Below are 24,135 nucleotides of genomic sequence, written 5' to 3'. Positions count from 1 at the left end.
GTGAGGGAAACATATGAAAAAGAAATTATTTGCGTTTGGTCTTATCCTTTTAATCATGTCTGTATGTTCAACGAGTATTTTTGCAGCAGGAGAGGCACCTCGGGCGACTATCTACGTAAACGAAGAGAAACTGGATTTTGATGCGATTGTTGCATACTCAGGAGTATCTATGGTTCCTTTTCGTGAAATATTCGAGAAATATGATATGAAGGTAAGTTGGGACAATATCAACAAAACAGTGACGGCAAGCAGTCAAGACGGTGCTACAGTTATAAAATTAAGCGAGAATAAAAAGACAGCATTTGTGAATGGGAAATCATTTGCCTTATCACAAACACCTTTCCTTGGAGGCAACACATTATATGTGAACCTCAGATTTATCAGTGAATCCATAGGTGCAACGGTGAATTTTGATAAACCATCACTTTCAATTCACATCGTTTTTCCTGAAACTTCGATAGAATAGTGAATCTACCCTGGTATAGTATACCGGGGTATTTTTTTGATATTAAAGGACCGAGAGGCCAGTAAAATGATACGAACAGTAAAAAATGGAGCATTAAACACAAAAAGAAACCTCCTTTGGGTAATGATAGGTATACCTTTGACTGAAATGTATAATATGTTTACGAGAAGCAGTGAAGTTTATTGATAAACAGTCTATCTACTAGGAGGCAATCGACATGTCAGATCTGACTAAAATACTACTTACCTGTCTCGGTTTTCTTTTAATTTTATCGTTGTTATTGCTGGGGATTCGTAAACTGATGGGAAATGACAAAGGTACCGCCCCTCGTATCTTGGCTGGCTGGTTTATGGGACTTTTTATCATCGGCGCCGTGCCTCTTATGTTTGCATTGTATACCTACATCACCGATGAACGTTTGGATGCCAACATCGGGTTAGGGCTTGCTATGCTGTTTGCCTGGGCATACTGTGCGCTGTTGTTGTGTGGTGTGTTAGGCGTGTGGGGAAGGTATTGGTGGCATGGGAAAAGGAAGTGATGGATAGATTATTATTTCAAGGGTTATCCAACTTAAATGTGCAATGATTTATTGTTAGAAGATAACAAGATGATGCATATATCATATGGGACTATATCAAAATTAGTTTTTTACATCTGAGATGGATGTAATTGTAACTCGTCTAATAACCGATCCTTTACCAGAAATTATCTGTGTAAAGGATATTTTTATTTTGAAACTATTGTCTAAAATAACTCTATTTTATATATAACACATATCATATGAATAATTATTATATGTGTTGCATTAAATTATTGGATTTATAAAAAACCAATCATAATTGGACAATTATACATATATAAGATTTTATATATTATATCAGGATTTTGTTCGACAAAAATAGACAATAAAATACAAAATAAGCCTATTTATTATTGTAGATGAATAAACGATAATGATAAAGCTATTTCACAACTAATAGATAAACAGGAGTGAGGCTGATCAGTGTGAAGAGAACATATCGCATTACAGAAAGTAAACGAGAATACTATAGTAAGGGTGAACATTTTAACTAATGAAAATTAAAGTAGCAGTTAAATTATTAATTTCTCTAAGTTTGATTTTGACAATGGGTGTTACAAGCACCATCCAAGCAGAGGAAAACAAAGCTGATAAGGCAGTTAATCAGTTAGCTATTGGAACCCAGCATTTCTTGGTATTGGGTAGGGATGGAACCATATGGTCCGCTGGACAGAATAATGGACAATTAGGAAGGGATTCTGATTCAGTATTCGACGATCTAAAAGCTATTCCTTCAGCAAAAGATATGGTTGGTATTTCGACTGGGCGATTCAGCAGTTATGGTATTACGAAGAATGGTAAAGTATTAAACTGGCGAAATTCTTCCTCTAATTTGGATTCAATTTTTTCTTCATTAAAAAACGTGAAAATGGTAGTTGAGGGAAGTAATTATTATGCAGTTTTAACTACGGAGGGAAACGTTTGGACGTGGGGAACGGGTTTTTACGGACAATTAGGACTGGGAGATCGTGATGCACGTAAGGAACCCACACTTGTCCCTAATTTAGATAAAGTCACTGAGATCGCTATTGTAGGTCAAACCACACTGGCAATTCAAGAGGACGGTACGTTATGGGGGTGGGGATCTAATGCTTCTTATGAATTAGGTAATGGGAACACTAATGAAAGTTTTGTTCCTGTCCGGATTGACATTCCAACAAAGATCAAGCATATCTATTCCAATTTCAGCAGCAATGTAGCGGTGATTGACGTAAACGATGCTGTATGGATGTGGGGTAGCAATAGCAATGGACAATTAGGAGATGGAACCAAAGAATCTAGAAAGTTTCCAGCAATTAATGATGGATTGGGTAAAGTTAAACAACTTGCCTTAGGACGATCGCATGTTCTTGCTCTGAAACAAGATGGAACCGTTTGGGCTTGGGGGAATAATGCAAGTGGTCAGTTAGGTGACGGTACAACTTCGGAACGCTTATTACCGGTCAAAGTACCTGGTTTATCGGAGGTGGACTCTGTAGCAGCTGGGCAAGGACCCATCAGTGGGGCGGTTAGTAAATCTTCTCAGATCTATATTTGGGGACAGGAAATAAGATCGCTGTCAGAGTATAACGCCGGGACAAAATTAATCTCTCCTCAGCTTATAACGATTAACGATCAACCCATAGTCGTTGTACCGATCAATAAGCCTGAAAACCTTAAACTTAAAGTCGTAAACTCTTCTTCTGTTCAATTGTCATGGGATCAACCCAAAGCACAAAATGAGCTTGAAGATGGATACAACATCTACCAAAACAACGTGATGATCGGTAGTACCAAAGAAAAAACCTTTATTATTAACAATCTCGATGCAACGAAAGAATACAACTTCTATATCAAAGCAAAAGCCACGTCAAGTCAAGAATCCGAAGCAAGTAATACGGTGAAAAAAAGAGGAATTGGAAAATATACTTACGTCTATAATTCTTCAGGCCAGCTTACGAGCATTATCTATGAATCCGGCAAGAAAATAAGTTATGAATACGACAAAAATGGGAATTTGAAAAAAACAACGGTAGTCAATCCATAGACGATTAGCACATTGTAGCTACTACTTATTGAACGGAGCGAAACTTAGTTGAAACATTCTAAAATGAAGAAGTTTATGAATATTATTCTTATCTTTTCAGTCGTGCTAGGTCTTTTTGGCAACTGGATACCGGCGACTACATACGCGGAGGAAGAACAGAGTCAGACTACGGATCTGATTCAAGTAATGATCAGCGAATTCGGTACGACGGAAGGTTTTATTCAAGGTTACCTGGATCAGGGATATAACTTGAATCAAATTCTATCAGCCTTTTTCAAAATGAGAGATAGTCAAATGAGATTTGAAGAAGCACTGAATACCCTTTATCCGAAAGAAATCAATGAATCTCAAAGCGTAACCAGTGATGTCTATGCAGAAGGTTCGCTTAACAACGAATTGTCAATTGTCAGTGTTGAGGCTGACCAGTCCAGTATCATGCAACGATATGATACGTTTGCTGTAACCGAAGAGGTTTATGGAGGCACCGATCCTGCTCAACCGAAGACAGAGGATGAGGAGGCCGACAAAGAGAAATCTGAAGCGGTCGAACAGCCTGTAACAGATCCAGAGAGTAGTGCTCCTGAAACAAGCCAGCCTGCTGGGGAGGAACCTGCTCAAGAGAAGGGCCAACAGTCAGAATCAACGACAGCCCCGGAATCCGTTACGGGAAATCAAGAGAATAACAACGTACCAGCAGATGAAGCGACACATAGTACAGCTTCAGATGTTATCCAGCCTTTGGCTGCGTCGACCAGTGTGCCTGATCCGGGTAAACATATTTCCGAGAAAGCGCCGGTATTTAACAAGAATTCATTTAACGAGGCGCCTTATTCCGTAGGTGAAAATGGAGAAGCCATCTCCAATTTGAGTGGTTCCTTAATCCTGGAGCATGTGGATGCAACGCTGCCAGGACGGGGTGGTATGGGATTCTCCTTACAACGGCAGTATAACTCGTCCGAAGCGCAGTTCTATGATAAGGAGGTAGGCTTTAACACATACGAGTATCCTGTCTACAAATATTTTGTGACGTATAGTGCTATTCGTAAAAAGAAAATCCCGAAATACCATGTGAAATATAGCGAAAACATGTGGTATCAGATGGATAACGATGGCGATGGTGTTATCGATCTCGAAACCGAAATTCAGGAAAGAAAAACGAAACTTCTAGGTACGTATGCTACTGAGGCGGAGGCCAAACAAGCGGCCAAGCAGCCCATCGTATACCCCGTACCCGCGGAGTCGCGTACAGAGCAAACAACCCGATATTCAACAAATGCCAGCAGTTTTGCTTCAAGTGTGAGTTACAACAATGGTGTTTTTAGCGGAACACTCAATAAACAGGGGAGCCCTTCTGTGGTTTCGGGAGAGTATAAACCTGCTCGAACGATTACGGCCCCTACTCAAACCTGCGTAAATTCCATTCCTGGTAAATATGATGCCAAAGGAAACTGGGTACAAACCGGGTCAGAGAGCCCATGTCCGCAAACCAAAACAGCTACGGTTCAAGGCCAGACCATTACGCTGACGCGGTCATCTGTAACGAATACCAAAGCTTGTCCATCACCGAATAAATCGGTGGCCAATTTTGTATGTACCAAGTCATGGGAAGCGAAATATGACGGTTCTGTATCCATACCATCGTCAGACACACGCAATTACTCCCAACTTTATTCGGGTACAGTTATCAAACCGGCGACCACGTCAGGCAGAAGGTTCGATTCTTGGGTGCTTCTGGGTGGAGGAGGTAAGCAACGTAAAGCCTACAATGTGAATGAGCTCCCGTGGGTAGAAACCGAGATTACGGAGGGTGCAGCAGAATCAACTACGCAGGCTACAGATGGTACAGACTACTGGTCCGATGCGAGCAGTATCAAGACCGAGATTAACAATCATGCCAATGTACAGTTCCAGAACGGAATCAATGATGGCTATAACTATTATATTGCTTCCCAGCCTAATGCCGAGATTCGGGCATATCAAGTGGGCAATAACACAGATGTCACCTACTATAACAAAACGATTCCCGCCGCTGCGGACAAACGAGCACCACTGGGTAAGGGGTGGTCATGGAAACTGCCTTACACCGAAACGGAGAATAACAAAACGTTTATGGTGCTGGCCGATGGCGGTCGCTACGAAATTGCAGGGAATAAGCTAAAAGGGTACGACTGGGAAGGCATCACAGTTAGTCCGGATACGACGGTTACTGTAAATGGAGAAACGTCTTCACTGGTGATGACTTCTGCAGATGGATTAATCAAGCAATATTTTTCTGCGAATGGACGTCTGCTTCAGATCTCCGACGGACAGAAAAATACGGTTCAATTTTTCTATGAAAACAATTCGGTGTATAACAGCAAACTGTTAACCCAAGTGAAGGATGCTATAGGCAATACCATTCGTATCAGCTACACGTCTTCAGCCGTAACAATTGTGCAAGGAAACCGTACAGTCACCTATAACAAACAGATGAAAAATGGCATCGAACTACTCGATTCGGTCATTGATCCGCTAGGACGAAAAACGACGTATTCTTACAAACTGGCGGATGCCAAGTTTAACTTGCCTGGCTTTAGCCCGGAACGTGCAGCACTTAACCCCTATGCGCTACTGACATCAGTCCAGCATAATACGGGTGCCAAAACGTTCTATGATTATGAAAACGGGCCGGTTAAGCGTTATCTTGGTGAAGAGTCCTTCAATGATGCCTACCGTGTCTTGTCTCGTAAAGATCAGATTACGTATGAAAATGGAGCAACAGAAGACTTCAACCGTCAGACGTATAGCTATACGTCCGATCTGGGAGCTACATTCTCACAGGATACAACATTTGCTGTCTCGGTAAGTAATGGATTAACCAATACGCAATACAACTACCGCAAAGATTTTATTACCAATGACACACCAGCCCAGTTTTATCTGGATCGGACCCTGGTTAGTGCAGAGGGAAAAACCCAGACAACAACCAATACCTACGGTAAAACGGTCAAAGGACGTAGTTATGCTGCATCAACACCGACGGTAACGACGGTAACCGATAACCAGGCCAAGGATGTTTTAACGACCACCGTACAGGTGGATGATTACGGCAATATTACGTCGGTAACGGATGCAACGGGACGCACCACGACCAGTACGTATGATGACACTAGACACTGGTTAACAAGTGTCACCGACATGGTGGATGCGACAAACAAGAAATATACAGTTCTTTCACGGGATAACCTCGGTAACATCAAGCAAATTGTGAATCGTAAAGACAGTGCCGGTGGTGAACTGTTGACACAGGCAGATTACACCTATGATGCCTATGGTAACCTGTTAAACCAGCGCATTTCGGACGGCAAACAAGAACGAAATGCCACACTTGAATATGATGGTCGTTATCAAAATGCGTTTCCAACACGTCTAAGCATGATGGTGACCGATGTGGATGGTCAAACAACGCAGGTCAGCACATCGTCTGAATATGACATGACCACCGGTGACTTGATCTCTTCTACAGATGCAGAGCAGCGTACAACCAAGTATCGCATGGATGCGATGGGTCGTACCATTGATGTAACGCAAACGGATGGAACAAAACTCCGTGCGGATTACGATGATATCAACAATACGATCAAAGTGACGGACGAGTCAGGGCAGCAACGGTTACAGAAATGGAGTTCACTGGGTCAGGCCATCGAGAATGGTTATTTCTCAGGAAACGGCTATGTAGTCTCTCAACGTACCGGATATGATCCGTATAGCCGGGCTGCCTGGACAGACGATGCCCTGGGCAACCGTACTCGTAATACGTACGATAACTGGAACCGTGTGGTGATGACCACCGGAGCTGATGGTACATCCATATCCATGAAATACGATGATGTAGCTCGTACAGCAACAAGTACGGATGCTGAAGGCTATATGCAGATTGCAACCTATGATAAGTGGGGCAAAGGCATCAAAACGGAAGAGAAAACGCAGCTGGATCAGGTCCTCCGAGTATTGGAGAAAAACAAATACGATAACATCAGCGGTCAAACGCTGGAGCAAACCGATGGTAATGGCAATGTGACTGCATTTAGTTATGATGTCGTGGGCCAGCTCCGCCAAGTGACCAGCGCCAATGGAGAACAGACACAATATAGCTACGACTTGGCAGCTAATCTAATTAAGACAATTGATCCAGCAGGTAACGTGAAAGAAAATACGTATGATCAGCTGAATCGCCGCCTTCAGACGAAAGACAAGTCAGGTAATATCACGAAAAGCTACTATACACCTGGCGGTAACTTGACGAAATATGTGGATCGAAATGGAAATACATTCACATATGAGTATGATCTGCGTGGTAACTTGCTACGTAAAGTGAGCTCGGACGAAACGATCAGCTATACTGTTGATGCCTTAGGGAAACGTACGAGCATGACAGATCGCACGGGTACGACAGGGTATCAATATGACCCAGCAACCGAGCAATTGACAAAAATGACCTATCCGGATGGACTTACTGCAGAGTTTACCTATGATCTGAACGGTAACCAGACCGAGATGAAAGGACCATTTGGCAACACGGTTTACTACACGTATGACACGATGGACCGAATGACATCGGTAGGAACAGCGAAGAACGCGCCAGACGCGCAGTACTCGCATTATCTGAATGGGCTCTTTAAATCGTCCCAATCACTAAATGGTGTAAATGATCGCAAAACGTATAACGGTCTGGATCTGGTGGGGCTTGAGCAAGTGCGAGATCAAGCTACACTTGGTGTGTACAACTACAGTTATGATAACAACAAAAACATAACGAAGCGTGTACAGCAAGGCGTACAGGACGACTTTACGTATGACCAACTCGATCGGATGATCACGTCAAGTGGCAATAACGAGCAGTACACCTATGATAAACAAGGCAACCGCCTGACCATGCAGTCGGATAAGGAAGTCAACGCGGTAACTAGTGAGTATCAGTACGATAACCGTAATCGTCTGACTCAAGTGACCACAGATACGGCCAAAGTGGGATACCAGTACAACGGTGATAACCTGCTTGTCGAGCGTACAGAGAATGGTGTCACTACGCGTTACTATTATGATGATGGCGCTCAGATTATTGCCGAAGCCGAAGTGCGCAACGGTACGCCAGAACTCAAAGCGAACTATATTCGCGGTGCCAAGTTGGAAGCGATTGTTTATGCAGATGGTAGCAAAGCGTATGTGCAGAGCAATGGGCATGGAGATATTACCGAGCTGCGGGATGTCAATGGCGTATTACTGAACAAGTATCAGTATGACGTGTGGGGTAATCTGGAGTCGAAAGAGGAGAAGGTCCATAATCCGTTCTTGTACTCCGGAGAACTATGGGATGATACGACGCAGTTGCAATATTTACGAGCAAGATGGTACGATCCAAATACGGGCAGGTTTATTAATGAAGATACGTTTGATGGTGAGCTGGATGACCCGCTAAGTTTGAATCTGTATGCGTATGTGAAAAATAATCCGTTAAGATATGTTGATCCAAGTGGTCATATGGCAGAGCCTTCCTACGCTACAGAGCTGAGATACCTGCTAAGGGAAGCTAGAATCAATATTTCACTATTTAACCTGCATAAAAATACCATTCGAGATCGTTACGACTTCGATTCATACCTTAGCAGAAATCGATTTAATTACTTGTATGACATGGCATTGGGTAAAAGTTCTTATTCTAAATCTGCGGGTAATATTAGCTGGGCTACTGAACAGTTAGTAGATGAATTGATTAAAGGGAAAGCAGCGGAATATGCTGCGATACTTGCAATGGGGGTTGTTACAAGTACAAGTACTGTTCCCAAAGGTAGTGGAAAAACTGCAGGTAAGACAAATGCTCCTGCTTCAAGAGGTTGTAACTGCTTTGTTGCAGGGACTAAGGTGCAGACAGACAATGGAGAGAAAAATATCGAAGATATTGAAGTCGGAGATAAGGTTCTTGCTAAGTCTGAATATGACTCCAATGGAGATTTGGCCTACAAAGAAGTAACTGCTTTATATCGTAACCAGCGTGATGATATTATTAAATTACATGTTGGGGAGCAAATCATCGAGACGACCAATAATCATCCGTTTTTTGTTGAAGGTAAGGGATGGGTCTTTGCTGATGAACTTCAAGCAGGAGACAATCTCCAAAAAGCTGACGGGAGTAACCTGACGATAGACAAGGTTGAGTTCGTTAAACTGGATGAGCCAATTATGGTGTATAACTTTACAGTTGCAGATTTCCATACGTATTATGTAACAGATTTGGGTATTTGGGTGCATAACACGGAATGTACTTTAAGTGCAACGACTCTAGCTACTATGGGCAAAGTTAATACGAAAAATGCCGGGTTGGAAAATAGTTATATCTCAAAAAAAACGGCATTAGCTACGGCTATTGAGTTTGTCGGGTCTGGTTATACTAAAGGAACGGCAGCCAACGGGTATACGACTTATATTAGTAAAGATGGGAGATATGTTGCCAGATACGGGTACAAGAAACATGGAGGTTTAGAATTAAATTTGGAGAATACTCGAACAGAAGGGAATTTCCATATTAGTGTGAAATAATATGAAAGTGTGGGGATATCTGTTGGTTACACCGGTACTAAAGGATCTTGAAATTATTGATGTCTCTGACGGATTGAAAGGTACTAAATTGAGATGTACAGCTTATATAGCTGAAGAAGACGACTTGGGTTCCGATTGTTTCTATTTTCAAGTGGTAACTTCTGATTATATAATAAATTATCTTGAAAAAAATCAAAATATATTGAATTGTAGAGCGACATTTGTTGTTCAACAGTTTGATCTTAATGTGTTGAAAATGGAGATTAATTATATTTTGAGAGATTGCATTCGCACTACTTGGGGTGAAACGGCACAAGCTATTAATCGTTTCTTAAAATGGGAGTATGATAATGTTGAATTAATTTCAGAAACTGAAATAATATCAGATTAAGAAAATCGAGATCTTTAAAAAAAGTACGTAACTTTAATCCAAAAAGCTCTCAATCTGCTTTTAAACTGGATCCTATGTGAAGGACATTTCTAAAAAAGACTATACTGCTTTAAGAAGATGATCTCTGTGCTGCACAGGGGTCATCTTTTTTAGGTTGCACTGGTATCTGTAGTCATTGTAGTAGGCAATATTGTTTGATTTTTGTTTGAATATATCTAGTGTGACACAGCTTATCAACGGGGTTTCGTCCTTAAAATGACCAAAGAACGACTCTGCGGTGCGTTATCCCATCAGTTCACTCGTTTGGAAATAGATTGTCCAAGACCTAAGCGTTTTACTTTTTTTGAAAATCAGGATGTGTGTGGTGGGTCTCTTGACCGGAATGAAGGTATCTATTTCTTCTTGAATCTGCGAATTTTCTGTAAGTAGCGTATTTGTGGCCAGATTCATGGTAATTCGCTCCGATACATAGCAGGCTACAATTTCATTCGTTGAACTATCCTTGATGGTTGACAAGTAGGCTCACTTCCCTTGACCTAGCTTAAATAGGTAATGACAGTAAGAAGCACTTTGCTCGGAATACCCTATTTAAGATGACGTTGTAACTGGTTGATAGGATTGAAATTGAAAGAAACGAACAAGATTGGTGGCAATGCTATATCAAAGCATGGGAAATTTCGAGGTGCGGGCGGAGCGAGGAATTAAGAAGAAATACTTTTGCATTTTCAAAAGTGGGCAGTTTCCTGAGGAGGAATAACGAATGAATATCAGAACGATATTACCTAAAGATAAATTTGATGTCGAATCCGTAGAGAAACTTGCCAAACGGAGTAACGATGAACTGAGACATATTTTACCCGAACTTATGGAGTGGTTGCAGGATGGGAATTGGCCGATTTCAAAGCCCGTGGAGGATTTGCTGTTAAGATTCGGAGACGAATTATATTCAATATGTATTTCAAACAAGAGACTGTACTTGGGAGTATTTTATGCTGACTGGGCTAATCTCTCGATTACCTTTAGAATGTCTACATATGTTAAAACCTGATTTAGAAAGAATCATAAAATGTCCTACGGATAGCGAGATACTTGAGGAACTGGATCAAGTCATTGTACCTATGCTGAACCAGTTATAGTCATGGAAATAGCACGTTTACCTGAAAATTGCGATTTGTTAAGGAGTTAACTACATACAATCAATTTATTTATTTAATTCAAAAAGCCCTTAGACCTTTACTGCATTCAAACAGTAGAGTTTGAGGGCTTTCTTTCATATAGGCCAACTACAACATGTTTCTTAATCAGCAATATTCCCCGCCATTTTCAGGCGACGTGCAATCTCCTTGAAGTCCTCGTGTGAGATGCCTGGTGCGAATTCTTCCTCCACCGCCGGAGCTTCGGGGATTGGGAAGCCTTGAGGAATGCCCTGAATGACTTCCAGAGGTTGTCCATCTTCGGGATGCGTGCCTTTCCAGATCTGGTCGATGGCATTGAAGTCTTTATCACTATAGGTGTACAGCTTGGTGTGTACGCCTTTTTCTTCGTATTTACGAGCCTCGTTAAAGGCTTTGTTATCCAAAGAAGGGATCGGGATCAGTTTGGTGACATTGACACCTGTCGCAATTTCAATCGCTTTAGCATACGCCACCACGTGCACACCGCCGCGTACGAGCAGGAAACCGACAACTTCGCGAGCTGCGGGATGATCGGTCATTTCGTATACTTTCATCTTGTGCGTACGGGCTCCACATTCGAGGAAGAAATTATGCAACAAATCCTCTACCAGATTGCCGCTGTTGAAGACATTGGCACCTGTCCACGGATTGCCCATCGAGTCAAATGGCATTGCGCCTTGTGCGCCTGCCAGAAAATGATACGAAAGCCTTGCATCTTTGACGGAACCGAGTGGTGTCTGATCAGGTTCTTTATATTCGGTTGATCCTCGGAGACAGTGGTTAATCCCATGGGATACCAGTTCAACATGTCCTAATTCTTCGGCCGTAATACTCATGACGAGGTCGTAGAATGGTTTTAGTTTTTCTTTGGAGCGAAAATTAAAGGATTGGTAGAGGTAGTTGTTCAGTGTGGACATTTCTCCAAATTTACCACCAAGCAATTCCTGTATAGCTGCTGCTGCATTGGGATCAGGCTTTTCGACGTTGGGAATTTCAATCAAAATTTCATCCAGACGTTTGAACATGCAGATATAACCTCCTCGAATATGGGGTGAAAATGGACTCGGGCGACGTTGGATTAAGCTTGGTCAGTCAAAGCCCATTACACGGTCTATGGATTTTTTAAACAAATAAACTATGAAATGGGTCTAAAGGGGCATGTACTATCTGCTACGAATGTTTGAAGAACGTGGTGAATAGTTCACCGTTTGGTATTTCCATTTTCACAATTATTATGTACAATCAGACAAGTTGTTTTAAGTTGCGCCGATCTTTGGTCATGGATTCGAAGTAGAAAGGAAGGAATACATATGAGATTTATACGGATACATATCGTATGTTCAATAGTGAGTTTAATGATGTTAACTTACATAAACAGTGCACATGTGGCGGCAAGCGGTGTAGGGAATGATGTTAAGGTGGATGAACAGACAAGGCAAATACTTATGGAGAAGTATGGTTTAGAGCCTATAGAAGAGTCCCAGGCAGAGCAGCATTTTCTTTCCGGGGATTGGGGGATGAGCTTCAGTAATACTTCCGAGGTAGATCCATTGGTTAAACTGATGCCAGTTGTTCCATTTTGGCTGTTGCCAGCGGTCTGGATTTTGCGAATCTGGGTGTAAAATGTAAGCCTAACGGGCACGATATCAGCAAACACATTCTCCCAAGGAGTGAAATGCATGAGAGTGCTTATGATAACGATATTAACGCTTGTTCTAGGTTTCGCAGGCATCTCAACAACCATTTCGGCAGCAAGCAGCAACATTCCGGATTATGCGAAATGGGGCATCATCGCCGTGAAGGAAACCCAAACGAAGTACAATGTCGACATTCTGGATTACAAACATATCGGCCGTTCGTCGCTTAGCGCGAATCAGTCCAGAGAGCAGTTCAAGCTGTGGGTTCGAGCCAAAGACGGCAAGCAATTTGCTGTTTATGTTAATGTGGATTTTAATCCGAATACGCAACAGTTAAAAACAGTGCAATTTTCTGAATCAGATCGTCACTAATATTCGATCTTCACCTGAAGAACCAGACTTCCGTCTTGCCCGGAGTATGTCTGGTTTTTTATTTTTCGAAATTCCTTTTTTTTGTTATTGAATAAAGAACTTATGTTCGCATATAATAATGAATACAAACAAATGTTCTTATTGGAGGGATGATCATGCTAGGGAAGTATGTTGGCCAGATGGTGGAGCTTGTGTACATGGATCGTGCGGGACAGATTACGCAACGGCAGATTCGAATTAACAGCATGCGAGGCGGAGTAATTCGGGCATCTGATGGCATGGAAGGGGTACCCCGGACTTTTCTGGAGCAAAATATTCTGGCATGGCGCCCTGTAACGGATCGGAATCGGAAGGGAGAACTGAAGTATGCTGAACGACTTTGAACGTAAAATACTTCGTATTATTGTCAACTATGCAGGTCAGCAACGTAGAATTCCACGTATGGATGAACTGGAAACCAAGACAGGGCGCAACCCGGTGCACATTCGGGAGTCACTACAGGCGCTTGAACAGAAAGGATATATCTCCTGGCCCCAACCATCTACGGTGGAAAGTATACAGATTTTGCAGGCCTGGGAGCAGGAACCCAAGCCCGTGCGAAGAGCACAGCCTGCTGGCAATGCAGTAAAATATTTTACGGATTACTGATTCATTGAGGGGCGAATAGTACGCCTAGGTGTGTAACAGACTTCTGCAGAAGTTACAGCAAAAACGCCAATCCGTAAGGATTGGCGCTGTATGATGAATACATTTATCAGAAATTCGGAAGCTGGTCAAGGTTGTTGGTCGGGTCGCCGTCGGCATCGCCGCGAATATACATTTCTCCATCCTTGCCTTTGAATACATTCACACCAGCGATTGTTCCAGCCTTCACTTCGTTCAGAGCTTGCTGATAATCCAGAATACGGCCTGTCGATGTCTGGAAGGCGGTCAAGTCACCGTCACCATTCTTTTGTACTGCTGTGAATGTTTCGCGTGTTGTTTGATCCATCATGTCACACTCTCCTTCTATGACCAAATGGGAATAGGTTTACCCTGTTAGCCTGTCCGAACTCGCGAGAAGTATGCATTCTTTACAACATTCCACATTTCGAGAATAGGTGTGTAATGTATGTAGTGCCTGTGTTGTGAGTTGTTTTGCTGGACTACAGGCTTTTTCTCATACGGACATGTAGGATATCGGCATCGTAAAAAGGTTCTTCCGAAATCACTTCATAACCGAGTTTATCGTAAAATTTCTGCGCCTGACACTGGGCATCCAGGAGCGAATAGGTTAATCCAAGCTCACGAGCTAGCTCCTCCATCGCTAACAAGAGCACACGTCCATACCCGAAGGAACGGTAGGACTCCAGTACAGCAATTCGCTGCATTTTGGCCGTATCTTTGCTGTAATAGATGAGACGCCCTGTGGCAACAGCCTGACCATCGGTATGAAGCAATACATGATGCACATCAGGACTGATAACATCGTATTCATCTATTTCGAGTTCTTCGGGCACTTGTTGCTCAATGACAAAAACCTGACGGCGAATCTCAAGAGCTTGCTTCAATTCTTCTTCTGTCGTGACATAACTAATTTCTGCTGCCAAATTCGATTCCTTCTTTCTGCTCCATGCGCACAAGTTCAGACTGCATTATACAAAAAAATGCTTTTCCTGTATAGTTAAGTTTGGTACATATTGGGACTTTGGAGGAGGAGGAGAGTCATGGGAATGGCGGCTATTATGACCATTACATTGCTTATGTCGGCGGGAATGATCGCTTTGTTATATTATGTGACCAAGAAGGCATACTCACGCAAATGGGATGAAGAAGAGTGAGTATGTACTTCTGATAAAGGCTCTAGATCTCATTCTGCTATTTAAGGCAAAAACTCACTGTTTCCCTGAGGGGAGTATACCTCTTGATTTATGGATTTTGAGTAGACGTCCATCCAGACAGGCAGCGATTCATTTTGTTCATTCGGTTGGTGCAATTGCTGAAATTGTACCGTATGCTCGTCCCGTTCCAGCCTGCAACCAGTCAAGGTACAGGCGAGAATGAGCAAAACAGCAACATGAGTAGCAGTTAGCTTCCAGTATTTATTATGGTGTTTATTGTTATGGTGTGGATTAAGCGATTGGTCAGTATGTTTATTCATCATCACTATACATTCTCCTATTGCAGAATATTGTAAGCTTTCCATTATTGTGCTCCAATATGGATGATTTAAAACCAATTTAATGATTGACAATGAAGACGTTTACTTGGTATGATACTGTTACTTCATTGAACGAAACCTAATATACATGATCTGTTAGCTCAGCTGGGAGAGCACTATCTTGACAGGGTAGGGGTCAGTGGTTCGAGCCCACTACAGATCATACTTAAGAAGCCTTGCTACGCAAGGCTTTTTTTCTTTTTTCTGAACCAATATGGATGGTTAAATCGGCTTTTGGGGGAGAATTCGGTGCGGGAATGGGGACATGCTATGCTTTTTTAAACAAAATTTAAACCAAACCTAAATTCAATGTAAGGTTGATCTCTTATTGTTGTAGTAAGCAAACAACATAGAACAGAGGAGAGAGAAAATGCACGCTTCTAAAACCCAATCTACTAACAAAAACGTGATGAAAAAGGCCATATTAAGCACATTGGTACTGGCGCTCACAACATCCTCATTCATCCAAACTACGTATGCCACCTCCTCGGAGGGGGATAGCTTGGCTACCAGTACTGAGACAACGAAGAAAGCGTTCCAGATGCAACAAGATTTTCGCATGCGCTCACAACAAGCCATGTCCCAAGAACAATCCCCGATTCAGTACCAGATCAAAGCACGTCTGGACGAAAAAGACATGACAATACAGGGTAGCCAGACGGTGACCTACCTGAATACGAGCAAAAGATACCCTTCAAGAGTTGGTCATGCATACCTATGCAGATGCGAATCGATCCAAAGCAACGCAAACGATTATGTATACAGACCAGAATGAGCAAATAGCCAAAGAACACCCGGAGAAGAAAGCGTCAGATTTTTTGGGCGGGATGGATATTGTGAAAGTGACGCAGCAAGGAGAGAATCTTCTTTTCAATAACCAAAATCAGGCATTACATGTACAATTGAAGGCACCTCTACAACCAGGTCAGTCAATTACTTTCCAAGTGGATTATCGGATCGACATTCCTTATGGCATGCAACGAATATCGTATTACAAGGATCAGGTCAACGGAGCACATTGGTTTCCTGTGATGTCTGTGTATGACGAGACTACACATCAATGGAATAAGACACCGTACAGCACTTCATTCGAGAGTGATTACTATACCTCATCCGATTTCGATGTTGAGTTCAATGTGCCTGAGTCATATCAGGTGGTCATGCCGGGAGATATCACTTCCAAAAACAGTACTGAACAAGGACGGAAAGTGGTTACAGCGCGCGCAGCGAACACCAGAGAATTTGCTTTTTTTGCTGGCGCCAACTTAAAGGTAGAACGTGAGACGCGTAATGGTCTAACCGTGGAATATTTTTATTCGGGTGATGATCCTGCCAAAAAAGCTACGGTGGACAAATACATTGATTATGCATTTAAAGTCATAGCGTTCTACAGTGAGAAATATGGTAAATATCCATATCCCGAATTTCGTGTCATCGAGACTTATGTGGATGGCTTTGGCGTGGAGTATTCAAGATTAATACAGATGCCGCAGCGTCCTGCGGGGTTATCGCCTGAAGAGGATACCACGTTTATACATGAGATTGCACATCAGTGGTTCCATGCTTTAATCGGGAACAATTCAGAAACGGAATCTTTTTTGGATGAAGGTTTTGCCGAGTTCTCCACGGTGTATTTTCTAGAAAAGCAGGGCAATAAGCTGGGAGGGTTCAGATCGATTCAGCTCGATCCGTCACCTATTGATCTTCCCATTGCTTCTACGAATGAACAAGTAGGAGACATGGCTAATTATGTATTTTACCAAAAGGGACGTCAGGCCATTTATCAATTATATCGCTCTGTTGGTGAACAAAAATTTGATGCGTTCATGAAGGAGTATTTTAATCGCTTTGTTTATCAAAACGCTACAATCGATGGATTACTTGGTACTATTGAGGATGTTCTTGGTAAAGAACAGCGTCAGGACATGGGAAAAGCTTTAATGGAGCCAGGATTTGAGCTTAAGCAGGAATATCAAATGTCGAAGAAGGAACTTGCAGCATATATGCATGATGCCTATCAGCCGCAGTATGAAGCAGTGGTGAATAACATTCCAAATCTGCCTTACGAAGTGATGATTCGTTTAATGGAAAAGTCCTTTCGAGGGGAGCCATTAACCATTGTACTTGGAGATCAGGTGAGCAAAGAAGCAGCAAAACAACAGGAACAAGCGACCAGCAAGTTAATTCAGATTTTTGATGTATTTGGCATGAAGTACGATGTAGTTCGGGATCGAAAACAGTTGAAGCAGAAGCTGAAACGTGAGATTGGCAGCAGTAACCTCATTCTTGTTGGTGATGCAAAGTCGAATGGTATGGTTCAAGCTTTGAAAAACAACATTAATGTTCGGGCAAAGGGTATCGGTTTGGACTGGAAAGAGGCTATGAACGCATCTGGACACTCCGGAGCATATGTTATTAAACATCCATACAATCAAAATCGTCTTATGATTCATTACTATTGGAACGGCGACCATCTCAGTACCAAGGCATCAGCGTCCTTTATGGAGAAGATTCTGGAATCTCTAACGCTCTCTAATGACATTTACCAATCCTATGAGCTGGATGGCAACGGTAAATTGAAAGACAGCAAAAAAGTCGAATGATGCATTTAGCCATCATAAAGTAGAAGCATAAAAAGAAATTTTTATAAAGAGTCGCCTAGAAGGTGGCTCTTTTTGCTTGTTCAGTTCCATTTAAGGTTTCTCTTTTAAACTTCTCTGTAACAGGAATATAAAAGAGAACTAAAGGTGGGAAATGATATGATAAATAACAAATGGCGAAATGTTATGACAACTACAGTGATTGCTTCGATGTTATTAGCGGCTTGCAGCAATGAGAGTGGAGCTCTGCAATCAACAACAACGACTACAACTACGGAAAAACAATCTACAGAAGATCAGACGAAAACGGTGGATTATGCACAAAACTTTAATAAAACGGAAGTGATGTCTTTCTCCATTGATGTAGATGAGGATGCCTGGCAGGAAATGCTGGACACGGCAACAGAGGAAAACTATATCAAGGCCAATGTAACGATCAATGGAACAACCATAGAAAATGTAGGTATACGAGCCAAAGGAAACTCCAGTTTGAGGCAAGTGGCACAGGACGATTCAACCGATCGGTATAGTTTCAAAATCAAGTTTGACAAATACGTCAAAGGTCAGACCTGGAATGGTCTTGATAAAATGGTCGTGAATAATATGATTTCCGACGCCAGTTATATGAAAGAGTATCTCAGCTATGACATCATGAGTTATATCGGAGTTGATGCACCGCTGTTTTCTTTTGCCAACATTAACGTAAACGGAAAGGCGTGGGGCTTATATTTGGCTGTTGAAGACATAGACAGCGGATATCTGGCACGTGCGAAGAATGGTGAAGGAGAGATCTACAAACCCAATAACGATGGCAATATGGGAGCGGGCGGAATGGGAAACCCAATGGGAATGGGGAACCCGCCAGCAGAAGGGGATGCTGGAGGGATGGGAGACCGTCAGCCTCCTGAAGGCATGGAGCCGCCAAGCGATCAAGGTGAAGGAACAGACGATGCCAAATCTCAGACTGCCAACACTCGCGGAGAGGGTGGTCGGGGGTTCGGCAGAGGCGGTGGAATGAATGGTGGCACGAACGGCGTATCCTTAGTGTATACGGATGATAAAGTGTCCAGTTATTCTGGCATTTTTGATAATGCAAGGACCAAAACGACGGAAGAAGATGAACAACGTGTGATTGAAGCACTCAAAAACTTGAATGCGGGCACCGATCTTGAGAAATATGTAGATGTGGGTGCTGTGCTCAAATATTTTGCAGCTCATAATGTGGTGGTTAACATGGATAGTTACACATCCAATATGGGGCATAACTATTATTTATATGAGAATAACGGCAAGATCAGTATGTTGCCTTGGGACTACAATATGGCTTTTGGTGGATTCCAGGCAGGTTCCGCATCCGATGTGGTCAATCTTGCCATTGATACCCCGTTATCGGGCGTAACGATGGAAGAACGGCCGATTCTAAGCAAGTTGCTGGAGGTTCCTGAGTACAAAGCGAAGTATCATGAATACTTGCAACAAATCGTGGACGGTTATTTTGCCAACGGAAAATTTGAGCAAACGGTAGAGACATTAAACAATCTGATTACGGATTACGTAAAAAATGATGCGACTGCGTTCGTGACATATGACAAGTATAAAGAAGCTGTTGCTGAATTGACTAAATTAGGAACATTGCGTGCCGAGAGCATTCAAGGACAGCTTGATGGAACGATCCCTTCCACTACAGAAGGGCAAAAAGCGAGTGCGGATAAGCTGATCGATGCATCTTCCGTTGACCTAAACAAATTGGGAGATGGTCTCAAAGGAAACGGCATGAGGGGTGGATTCGGAGGCCCAGGGTTCAATCGTAATTCCGGAAATCAAAATCAACAGAGTGAAAAAACGGAGCAATCTGAAACATCAAAATCGGATACATCCCAATAAACTCAGATGTCATTCCGTTTTCCATTGCTAGGTATTGGAGATTACACGAATGTTTGTGCTTTGGTTTTGCCTTAAAACAATATAGAGAGCTACCTTACAAGGTCGCTCTTTTTTAATTTTAAAAAACTATTTACAAAGCAAATTAAATTGTGTAAAATCAATTTGTAAACAAGTTAAAAGAAAACATGTTCAAAACATATAACAAAAACTTAAATCGGAAGAGGAGAATTTTAATATGAAAACTCTATATGAAACGACAGTTATTAATACGGGTGGACGCCAAGGGATCGTACAATCCCCGGATAACGTATTTATGATGGATGTAGCTACACCCCCTGAACTTGGAGGTCAAGTCACAACAGCGACTAACCCGGAGCAATTGTTCGCAGCAGGATACAGTGCATGTTTTAACTCTGCGTTGGAATTTCAATTGAAAAAGCACAATGTAACGATTGAACGCAGCACCGTATCTGCAACTGTTGCCTTGGTAGCGGACCCGGCAGATGGTGGTGTAAAGCTGGATGTGGAGCTTGAAGTAAAAATTCTCGGCCTGGATGAAGAAACGGCTCAAAAATTTGTGAAACTTGCTCATGAATATTGCCCTTATTCCAAAGCGATCAAAGGTAATGTTAACGTTAAAGTAGAGCAGGCGTAAGCAGACGGGTTTCGTAACGTTTCCTTTAGAATAAAATAAATGCAATAGACAAAAACCTCCGAAGACTCGGAGGTTTTTTGCCTTATACTTGCTTCGCGTTGAAATTATAGCTTCGGTGAAATGGAGTTAAGATACAATCTATAACTCAATAAATGTATAATGTTGAAACTTTGGATGGATATCGCCGTAAATATTCATAAAAGTGCAAACTTATCGAACTAATTCAAATCCTGTAAATGAATTGAGATCACCGAAAGAGAGGTGCATGATATGGATTTTAGAGATTTTAACAAGCCGCCAGACTTATCCGAATCACACACACATCAGCAGCGTCATGAGGAGAAATCACAGCAACTCATCTCTGGTGGAGGAAGAAGTATTTGGTGGGAGATCAGCAATTGGCTGATTCTCGGTGGTATTTTGTTCGTTATCTTTTTAGTATTTAAATACGTTTTCTAAGGAAGGCACACAATTGGGCGTTTCCCCATATGATGCACTATTCATTCAGCATTATGGGAAATGGGGAATCCGTGATGGCAAAGGCAAAAGGAAAGAAAGCTCCCGCGTTAAAAAGTGACAAGATGCGTGTATCCATGAAGCTGGTCACATCCGATGTATGTGAACGCTGCAAGACACCTTGCTCACGAGGGACGGAATATGCTGCACGAATGAGAGAAGGCGGGGCGGTTGGCAAAGGGGTTCCCTGTATCCTCACTCGCCACGTATCTTCATGATACTTCGTCTAATGACGTAGATATAATATGCGACGCCATAGGTTATCCTGAAAAAAGGATAGCCTTTTTTTGTGTTTACCAGAGCGTGGTAAATATTTTGGATAAAAAATGAAAAATGATGAAAAACAGCGCAACTTTGTGGAGCCGTTCGCAGTATAAATCTACAAACAAGCTAACAGCAAGGGAGGGTATATTGACGGGATGAAATGGAAAAGAGTGCTGCTGTGTGTCATGGTATTCTCCTTGCTGGGCGGGTCTTTATTATTTGCGGACTCTGTGAACGAGAAGATTCGTGTGCTCATTAACGGCAAGGAAGCGTCTGACGGTGGTTATTTAATTGATGGGACGACTTATGTACCTGTTAGAGAGGCTGGAGGCATTACTCGGTGGGATAACAGTAACAAGCGAGTAACGGTGATCAAGCCGAACGTACATATTTTTCTGTTCAAGGGAGACACTGTGTTTGGGAACGTCAATGTGGGCAAATTGAAATTTAATGTGTTCTCACAGGTAGATAGTCTCACAACCGATGTGGCTGCCGTGAAAGTTACCATAACGGACCCGAGCGGTCAGGTAAAGGATATTCAGGCACAGGATCTCGCTACGCAGAAGGACAACTTCTGGTTCCGAACGTATGATTTCACTTATGATTTTAGTCGTGCTGGCAAATATCAAGTCGGTTTTCATATTAAAGAAAATGCAAATAGCAACTATGTTCTGGTCGCCGAAAAAATCATTACAGCCTTGAATGATTAAAGGCGAATAGACGCTATCCTTCTAAATTGACCTAGCTCTGTGAACATGTTACGATATGCAAGGTTACACATTTTCTATTAATGAAGCGAGGTATTACAATGAGCGATCACAAACACGAGCATGGAGATAATTGCGGTTGCGGTCACGACCATGATCACGATCATGAACACGAAGAGATCCTTCTCACATTGACTGATGAGAACGGACAAGACGTGGAAATGGTTTTGGTAGAAACATTTGACGTGCAAGATCACGTTTATGCACTTCTGTTGGAACGCAACAATCCTGAAGCTGACGGCATCATCCTGCGTATGGAAGAAGAAGACGAGGAAATGGTGCTCTACAATATTGAAGATGAAGCAGAGTGGAACCGTGTTGAAGCGGCATACAACGAACTGGTTGCTTCCCAAGAATAGTCAATCTTTTGGAATATAACATGAAGGCTCCTTGAATTTCAGGGGGTCTTTTGTTGTTGCTTTGGATTGTCAGGCTGGTGCGGAGACGGAGAGTCACCAAAAATGAAAATCAAAAAGGACCAGGTGGTAGACCCAGTCCTTTTCTGTTCAAGCTGTCTCAGACCTAAATGCCATTCTAGAAAATGGCGTCAGCTTCCACGATGACTTTGACGTTCGTAACGCTACGGTCTTCGGGTCCTTTAACGGGCAGTCCAACCTCAACATGATCAATGATATAATCGATGTTTTCTTGCGTAATGACCTCGCCCGGAAGCAGGATCGGAATACCTGGCGGGTACACATAAATGAACTCCGAGATAATGCGTCCAGCGGATTCCTTAAAAGGAATGACCTCAGTATCTCCGTAAAAAGCATCACGCGGGGTCAACATCAGCTGAGGGATGTCTGGAACTTTGACAACCAGTTCATGCGCCGGATTGACCTGATAATAAGTACGGGACAAATCCTGTAGCGCATTAAGCAAGATATTCACGCTGTCATCTGTATCACCTGGCGTGATAAGGCACAGAATATTGTACATGTCGCTAAGCTCTACTTCGATATTATAATGCTCACGCAGCCAGTTCTCGGTTTCGTAGCCTGTAATGCCGAGATGGCGCACATGAATCGTGACTTTTGTTGGGTCATAATTGAAAGTGGCTTCTGTGCCTAACAGCTCTTTTCCGAAACAGTACAAGCCATCAATATCATTGATTGTACGTCTTGCAAACTCAGCAAGATCAATCGCCTTTTGCGCAATCTCATGACCATGGAGCGCCAGGTTGCGTCTGGAGGTGTCCAGCGATGCAAGCAATACGTATGACGTGGATGTGGATGTCAGCAGGCTGAGAATGGTCTGTACACGTTGTGGGTTGACATACCCGTTCTTGGTATTCAGATTCAGCACAGAGCTCTGTGTCATCGAACCACCAAGCTTGTGCACACTTGTAGCAGCCATATCGGCTCCAGCGGCCATGGCAGACAGCGGCAGATCCTCATGGAAATGAATGAGTACCCCGTGTGCTTCGTCCACCAGAACGGGTACTTGATAGCTGTGAGCCAGCTCTACGATGGACTTCAGGTCCGTACATACACCGTAATAGGTTGGATTAATGACTAACAGAGCTTTGGCATCCGGGTGACGCTCAAGCGCACGACGGATCGATTGAATGGTTACACCGTGATCGATACCAAGGTTAACATCCTGTGCAGGAGAAACAAATACAGGTTTGGCTCCTGAGAAAATAATAGCAGACAGGACAGATTTGTGTACGTTGCGGGGCACGATAATTTTGTCCCCAGGTCCGCATACCGATAGAATCATCGTCATAATCGCACTGCTTGTACCCTGTACACTAAAATAGGTATAATCGGCTCCAAAGGCATCTGCGGCAAGCATCTGTGCTTCCCGAATGACAGCTGTGGGTTGATGCAGGTCATCGAGTGGTGCGATATTGATTAAATCTATGGAGAAGGCGTTATCGCCTATAAATTCACGGAATTCGGTATCCGCTCCCAATCCTTTTTTATGTCCCGGAATATGAAACTGTACGGGATTGAGTGCCGCGTGATCTTTCAAAGCGGTAAACAGCGGCGTACGGTGGTGATTCATCAGTGCTGTCACAACC

At 42.7% G+C, this 24,135-nt stretch carries 24 protein-coding genes and 1 tRNA gene; 19 read left to right on the top strand and 6 right to left on the bottom strand.

Annotated features, from left to right (window positions below):
* Positions 1-13 precede the first annotated feature (13 nt).
* The 5 genes from MKY23_RS19145 (at position 14) to MKY23_RS19125 (ending at position 10,039) form a co-directional block, all read left to right on the top strand.
* On the top strand, positions 14-466 hold the full coding sequence (locus MKY23_RS19145; RefSeq protein WP_339831459.1) for a copper amine oxidase N-terminal domain-containing protein: 453 nt from the start codon (positions 14-16) through the stop codon (positions 464-466).
* Positions 467-683: 217 nt separating this feature from the next.
* Positions 684-1,004, top strand: a complete 321-nt coding sequence (locus MKY23_RS19140; RefSeq protein WP_339831456.1) for a hypothetical protein — start codon at positions 684-686, stop codon at positions 1,002-1,004.
* A 535-nt stretch (positions 1,005-1,539) separates the two neighbouring features.
* Positions 1,540-3,072, top strand: a complete 1,533-nt coding sequence (locus tag MKY23_RS19135) for a fibronectin type III domain-containing protein (RefSeq protein ID WP_339831454.1) — start codon at positions 1,540-1,542, stop codon at positions 3,070-3,072.
* Between the two features lie 75 nt (positions 3,073-3,147).
* Positions 3,148-9,648: a polymorphic toxin-type HINT domain-containing protein gene (locus MKY23_RS19130; protein ID WP_339831452.1), complete on the top strand. Its 6,501-nt coding sequence runs from the start codon at positions 3,148-3,150 to the stop codon at positions 9,646-9,648.
* Between the two features lies 1 nt (position 9,649).
* On the top strand, positions 9,650-10,039 hold the full coding sequence (locus MKY23_RS19125) for an Imm8 family immunity protein (protein ID WP_336120353.1): 390 nt from the start codon (positions 9,650-9,652) through the stop codon (positions 10,037-10,039).
* 282 nt (positions 10,040-10,321) lie between these two features.
* Here MKY23_RS19125 and MKY23_RS19120 read toward each other — a convergent pair whose 3' ends face one another.
* Positions 10,322-10,555 (bottom strand): hypothetical protein, encoded by a 234-nt coding sequence (locus MKY23_RS19120; protein ID WP_336120352.1) that lies wholly within the window; start codon positions 10,553-10,555, stop codon positions 10,322-10,324.
* Between the two features lie 244 nt (positions 10,556-10,799).
* On the opposite strand from MKY23_RS19120, the gene MKY23_RS19115 reads away from it, so the two are divergent.
* On the top strand, positions 10,800-11,087 hold the full coding sequence (locus MKY23_RS19115; protein ID WP_336120351.1) for a DUF5071 domain-containing protein: 288 nt from the start codon (positions 10,800-10,802) through the stop codon (positions 11,085-11,087).
* Positions 11,088-11,336: 249 nt separating this feature from the next.
* Here MKY23_RS19115 and MKY23_RS19110 read toward each other — a convergent pair whose 3' ends face one another.
* Entirely contained in the window at positions 11,337-12,239 is a 903-nt protein-coding gene (locus MKY23_RS19110) for a manganese catalase family protein (protein WP_123062476.1), read from the bottom strand.
* Positions 12,240-12,524: 285 nt separating this feature from the next.
* Here MKY23_RS19110 and MKY23_RS19105 point away from each other — a divergent pair, with 285 nt between their 5' ends.
* The 4 genes from MKY23_RS19105 (at position 12,525) to MKY23_RS19090 (ending at position 13,871) form a co-directional block, all read left to right on the top strand.
* On the top strand, positions 12,525-12,836 hold the full coding sequence (locus MKY23_RS19105) for a hypothetical protein (protein WP_339831447.1): 312 nt from the start codon (positions 12,525-12,527) through the stop codon (positions 12,834-12,836).
* A gap of 57 nt (positions 12,837-12,893) precedes the next feature.
* Positions 12,894-13,223, top strand: a complete 330-nt coding sequence (locus tag MKY23_RS19100) for a DUF3889 domain-containing protein (RefSeq protein ID WP_090923692.1) — start codon at positions 12,894-12,896, stop codon at positions 13,221-13,223.
* A gap of 155 nt (positions 13,224-13,378) precedes the next feature.
* Positions 13,379-13,606 (top strand): hypothetical protein, encoded by a 228-nt coding sequence (locus MKY23_RS19095; RefSeq protein WP_090923691.1) that lies wholly within the window; start codon positions 13,379-13,381, stop codon positions 13,604-13,606.
* Positions 13,590-13,871, top strand: a complete 282-nt coding sequence (locus tag MKY23_RS19090; RefSeq protein ID WP_339831443.1) for a hypothetical protein — start codon at positions 13,590-13,592, stop codon at positions 13,869-13,871. Before MKY23_RS19095 ends, MKY23_RS19090 begins: the two co-directional genes overlap by 17 nt.
* 106 nt (positions 13,872-13,977) lie before the next feature.
* On the opposite strand, the gene MKY23_RS19085 is transcribed toward MKY23_RS19090, so the two are convergent.
* From MKY23_RS19085 to MKY23_RS19075, 3 genes are all read right to left on the bottom strand, one after another.
* Positions 13,978-14,214, bottom strand: coding sequence for a DUF3892 domain-containing protein (locus MKY23_RS19085; RefSeq protein ID WP_090923789.1), 237 nt, complete (start codon positions 14,212-14,214; stop codon positions 13,978-13,980).
* A 154-nt stretch (positions 14,215-14,368) separates the two neighbouring features.
* Positions 14,369-14,812: a GNAT family N-acetyltransferase gene (locus MKY23_RS19080; RefSeq protein WP_339831441.1), complete on the bottom strand. Its 444-nt coding sequence runs from the start codon at positions 14,810-14,812 to the stop codon at positions 14,369-14,371.
* Between the two features lie 272 nt (positions 14,813-15,084).
* On the bottom strand, positions 15,085-15,366 hold the full coding sequence (locus tag MKY23_RS19075; protein WP_339831439.1) for a hypothetical protein: 282 nt from the start codon (positions 15,364-15,366) through the stop codon (positions 15,085-15,087).
* 147 nt (positions 15,367-15,513) lie between these two features.
* Between MKY23_RS19075 and MKY23_RS19070 the strand changes: the two genes are divergently transcribed.
* From MKY23_RS19070 to MKY23_RS19030, 9 genes are all read left to right on the top strand, one after another.
* A tRNA-Val gene (locus tag MKY23_RS19070) sits at positions 15,514-15,586 on the top strand.
* A 207-nt stretch (positions 15,587-15,793) separates the two neighbouring features.
* Positions 15,794-16,198 (top strand): hypothetical protein, encoded by a 405-nt coding sequence (locus MKY23_RS19065; RefSeq protein WP_339831437.1) that lies wholly within the window; start codon positions 15,794-15,796, stop codon positions 16,196-16,198.
* Complete coding sequence (locus MKY23_RS19060; RefSeq protein WP_339831435.1) at positions 16,131-18,026, top strand: M1 family metallopeptidase; 1,896 nt, start codon at positions 16,131-16,133, stop codon at positions 18,024-18,026. Before MKY23_RS19065 ends, MKY23_RS19060 begins: the two co-directional genes overlap by 68 nt.
* A 183-nt stretch (positions 18,027-18,209) precedes the next feature.
* Entirely contained in the window at positions 18,210-19,907 is a 1,698-nt protein-coding gene (locus MKY23_RS19055; RefSeq protein WP_339831433.1) for a CotH kinase family protein, read from the top strand.
* Between the two features lie 235 nt (positions 19,908-20,142).
* Complete coding sequence (locus MKY23_RS19050; RefSeq protein ID WP_090923686.1) at positions 20,143-20,562, top strand: organic hydroperoxide resistance protein; 420 nt, start codon at positions 20,143-20,145, stop codon at positions 20,560-20,562.
* Between the two features lie 270 nt (positions 20,563-20,832).
* Positions 20,833-21,021, top strand: a complete 189-nt coding sequence (locus tag MKY23_RS19045; protein WP_123062398.1) for a hypothetical protein — start codon at positions 20,833-20,835, stop codon at positions 21,019-21,021.
* A 74-nt stretch (positions 21,022-21,095) separates the two neighbouring features.
* Positions 21,096-21,296, top strand: coding sequence for a hypothetical protein (locus MKY23_RS19040; protein ID WP_154983409.1), 201 nt, complete (start codon positions 21,096-21,098; stop codon positions 21,294-21,296).
* Positions 21,297-21,497: 201 nt separating this feature from the next.
* Complete coding sequence (locus tag MKY23_RS19035) at positions 21,498-22,052, top strand: copper amine oxidase (protein ID WP_090923685.1); 555 nt, start codon at positions 21,498-21,500, stop codon at positions 22,050-22,052.
* 98 nt (positions 22,053-22,150) lie between these two features.
* Positions 22,151-22,468 (top strand): DUF1292 domain-containing protein, encoded by a 318-nt coding sequence (locus tag MKY23_RS19030; protein WP_090923684.1) that lies wholly within the window; start codon positions 22,151-22,153, stop codon positions 22,466-22,468.
* Between the two features lie 175 nt (positions 22,469-22,643).
* Here MKY23_RS19030 and MKY23_RS19025 read toward each other — a convergent pair whose 3' ends face one another.
* The gene (locus MKY23_RS19025) at positions 22,644-24,119 is read right to left on the bottom strand and encodes an aminotransferase class I/II-fold pyridoxal phosphate-dependent enzyme (protein WP_090923785.1); all 1,476 of its coding nucleotides are present in this window, start codon (positions 24,117-24,119) and stop codon (positions 22,644-22,646) included.
* Positions 24,120-24,135 lie beyond the last annotated feature (16 nt).

It is taken from the genome of Paenibacillus sp. FSL R7-0272 (assembly GCF_037969905.1).
Classification (GTDB): Bacteria; Bacillota; Bacilli; order Paenibacillales; family Paenibacillaceae; genus Paenibacillus; species Paenibacillus polysaccharolyticus.
Note: the sequence above shows the minus strand (reverse complement) of the source record. Positions and strands in the feature narration are given on the sequence as shown.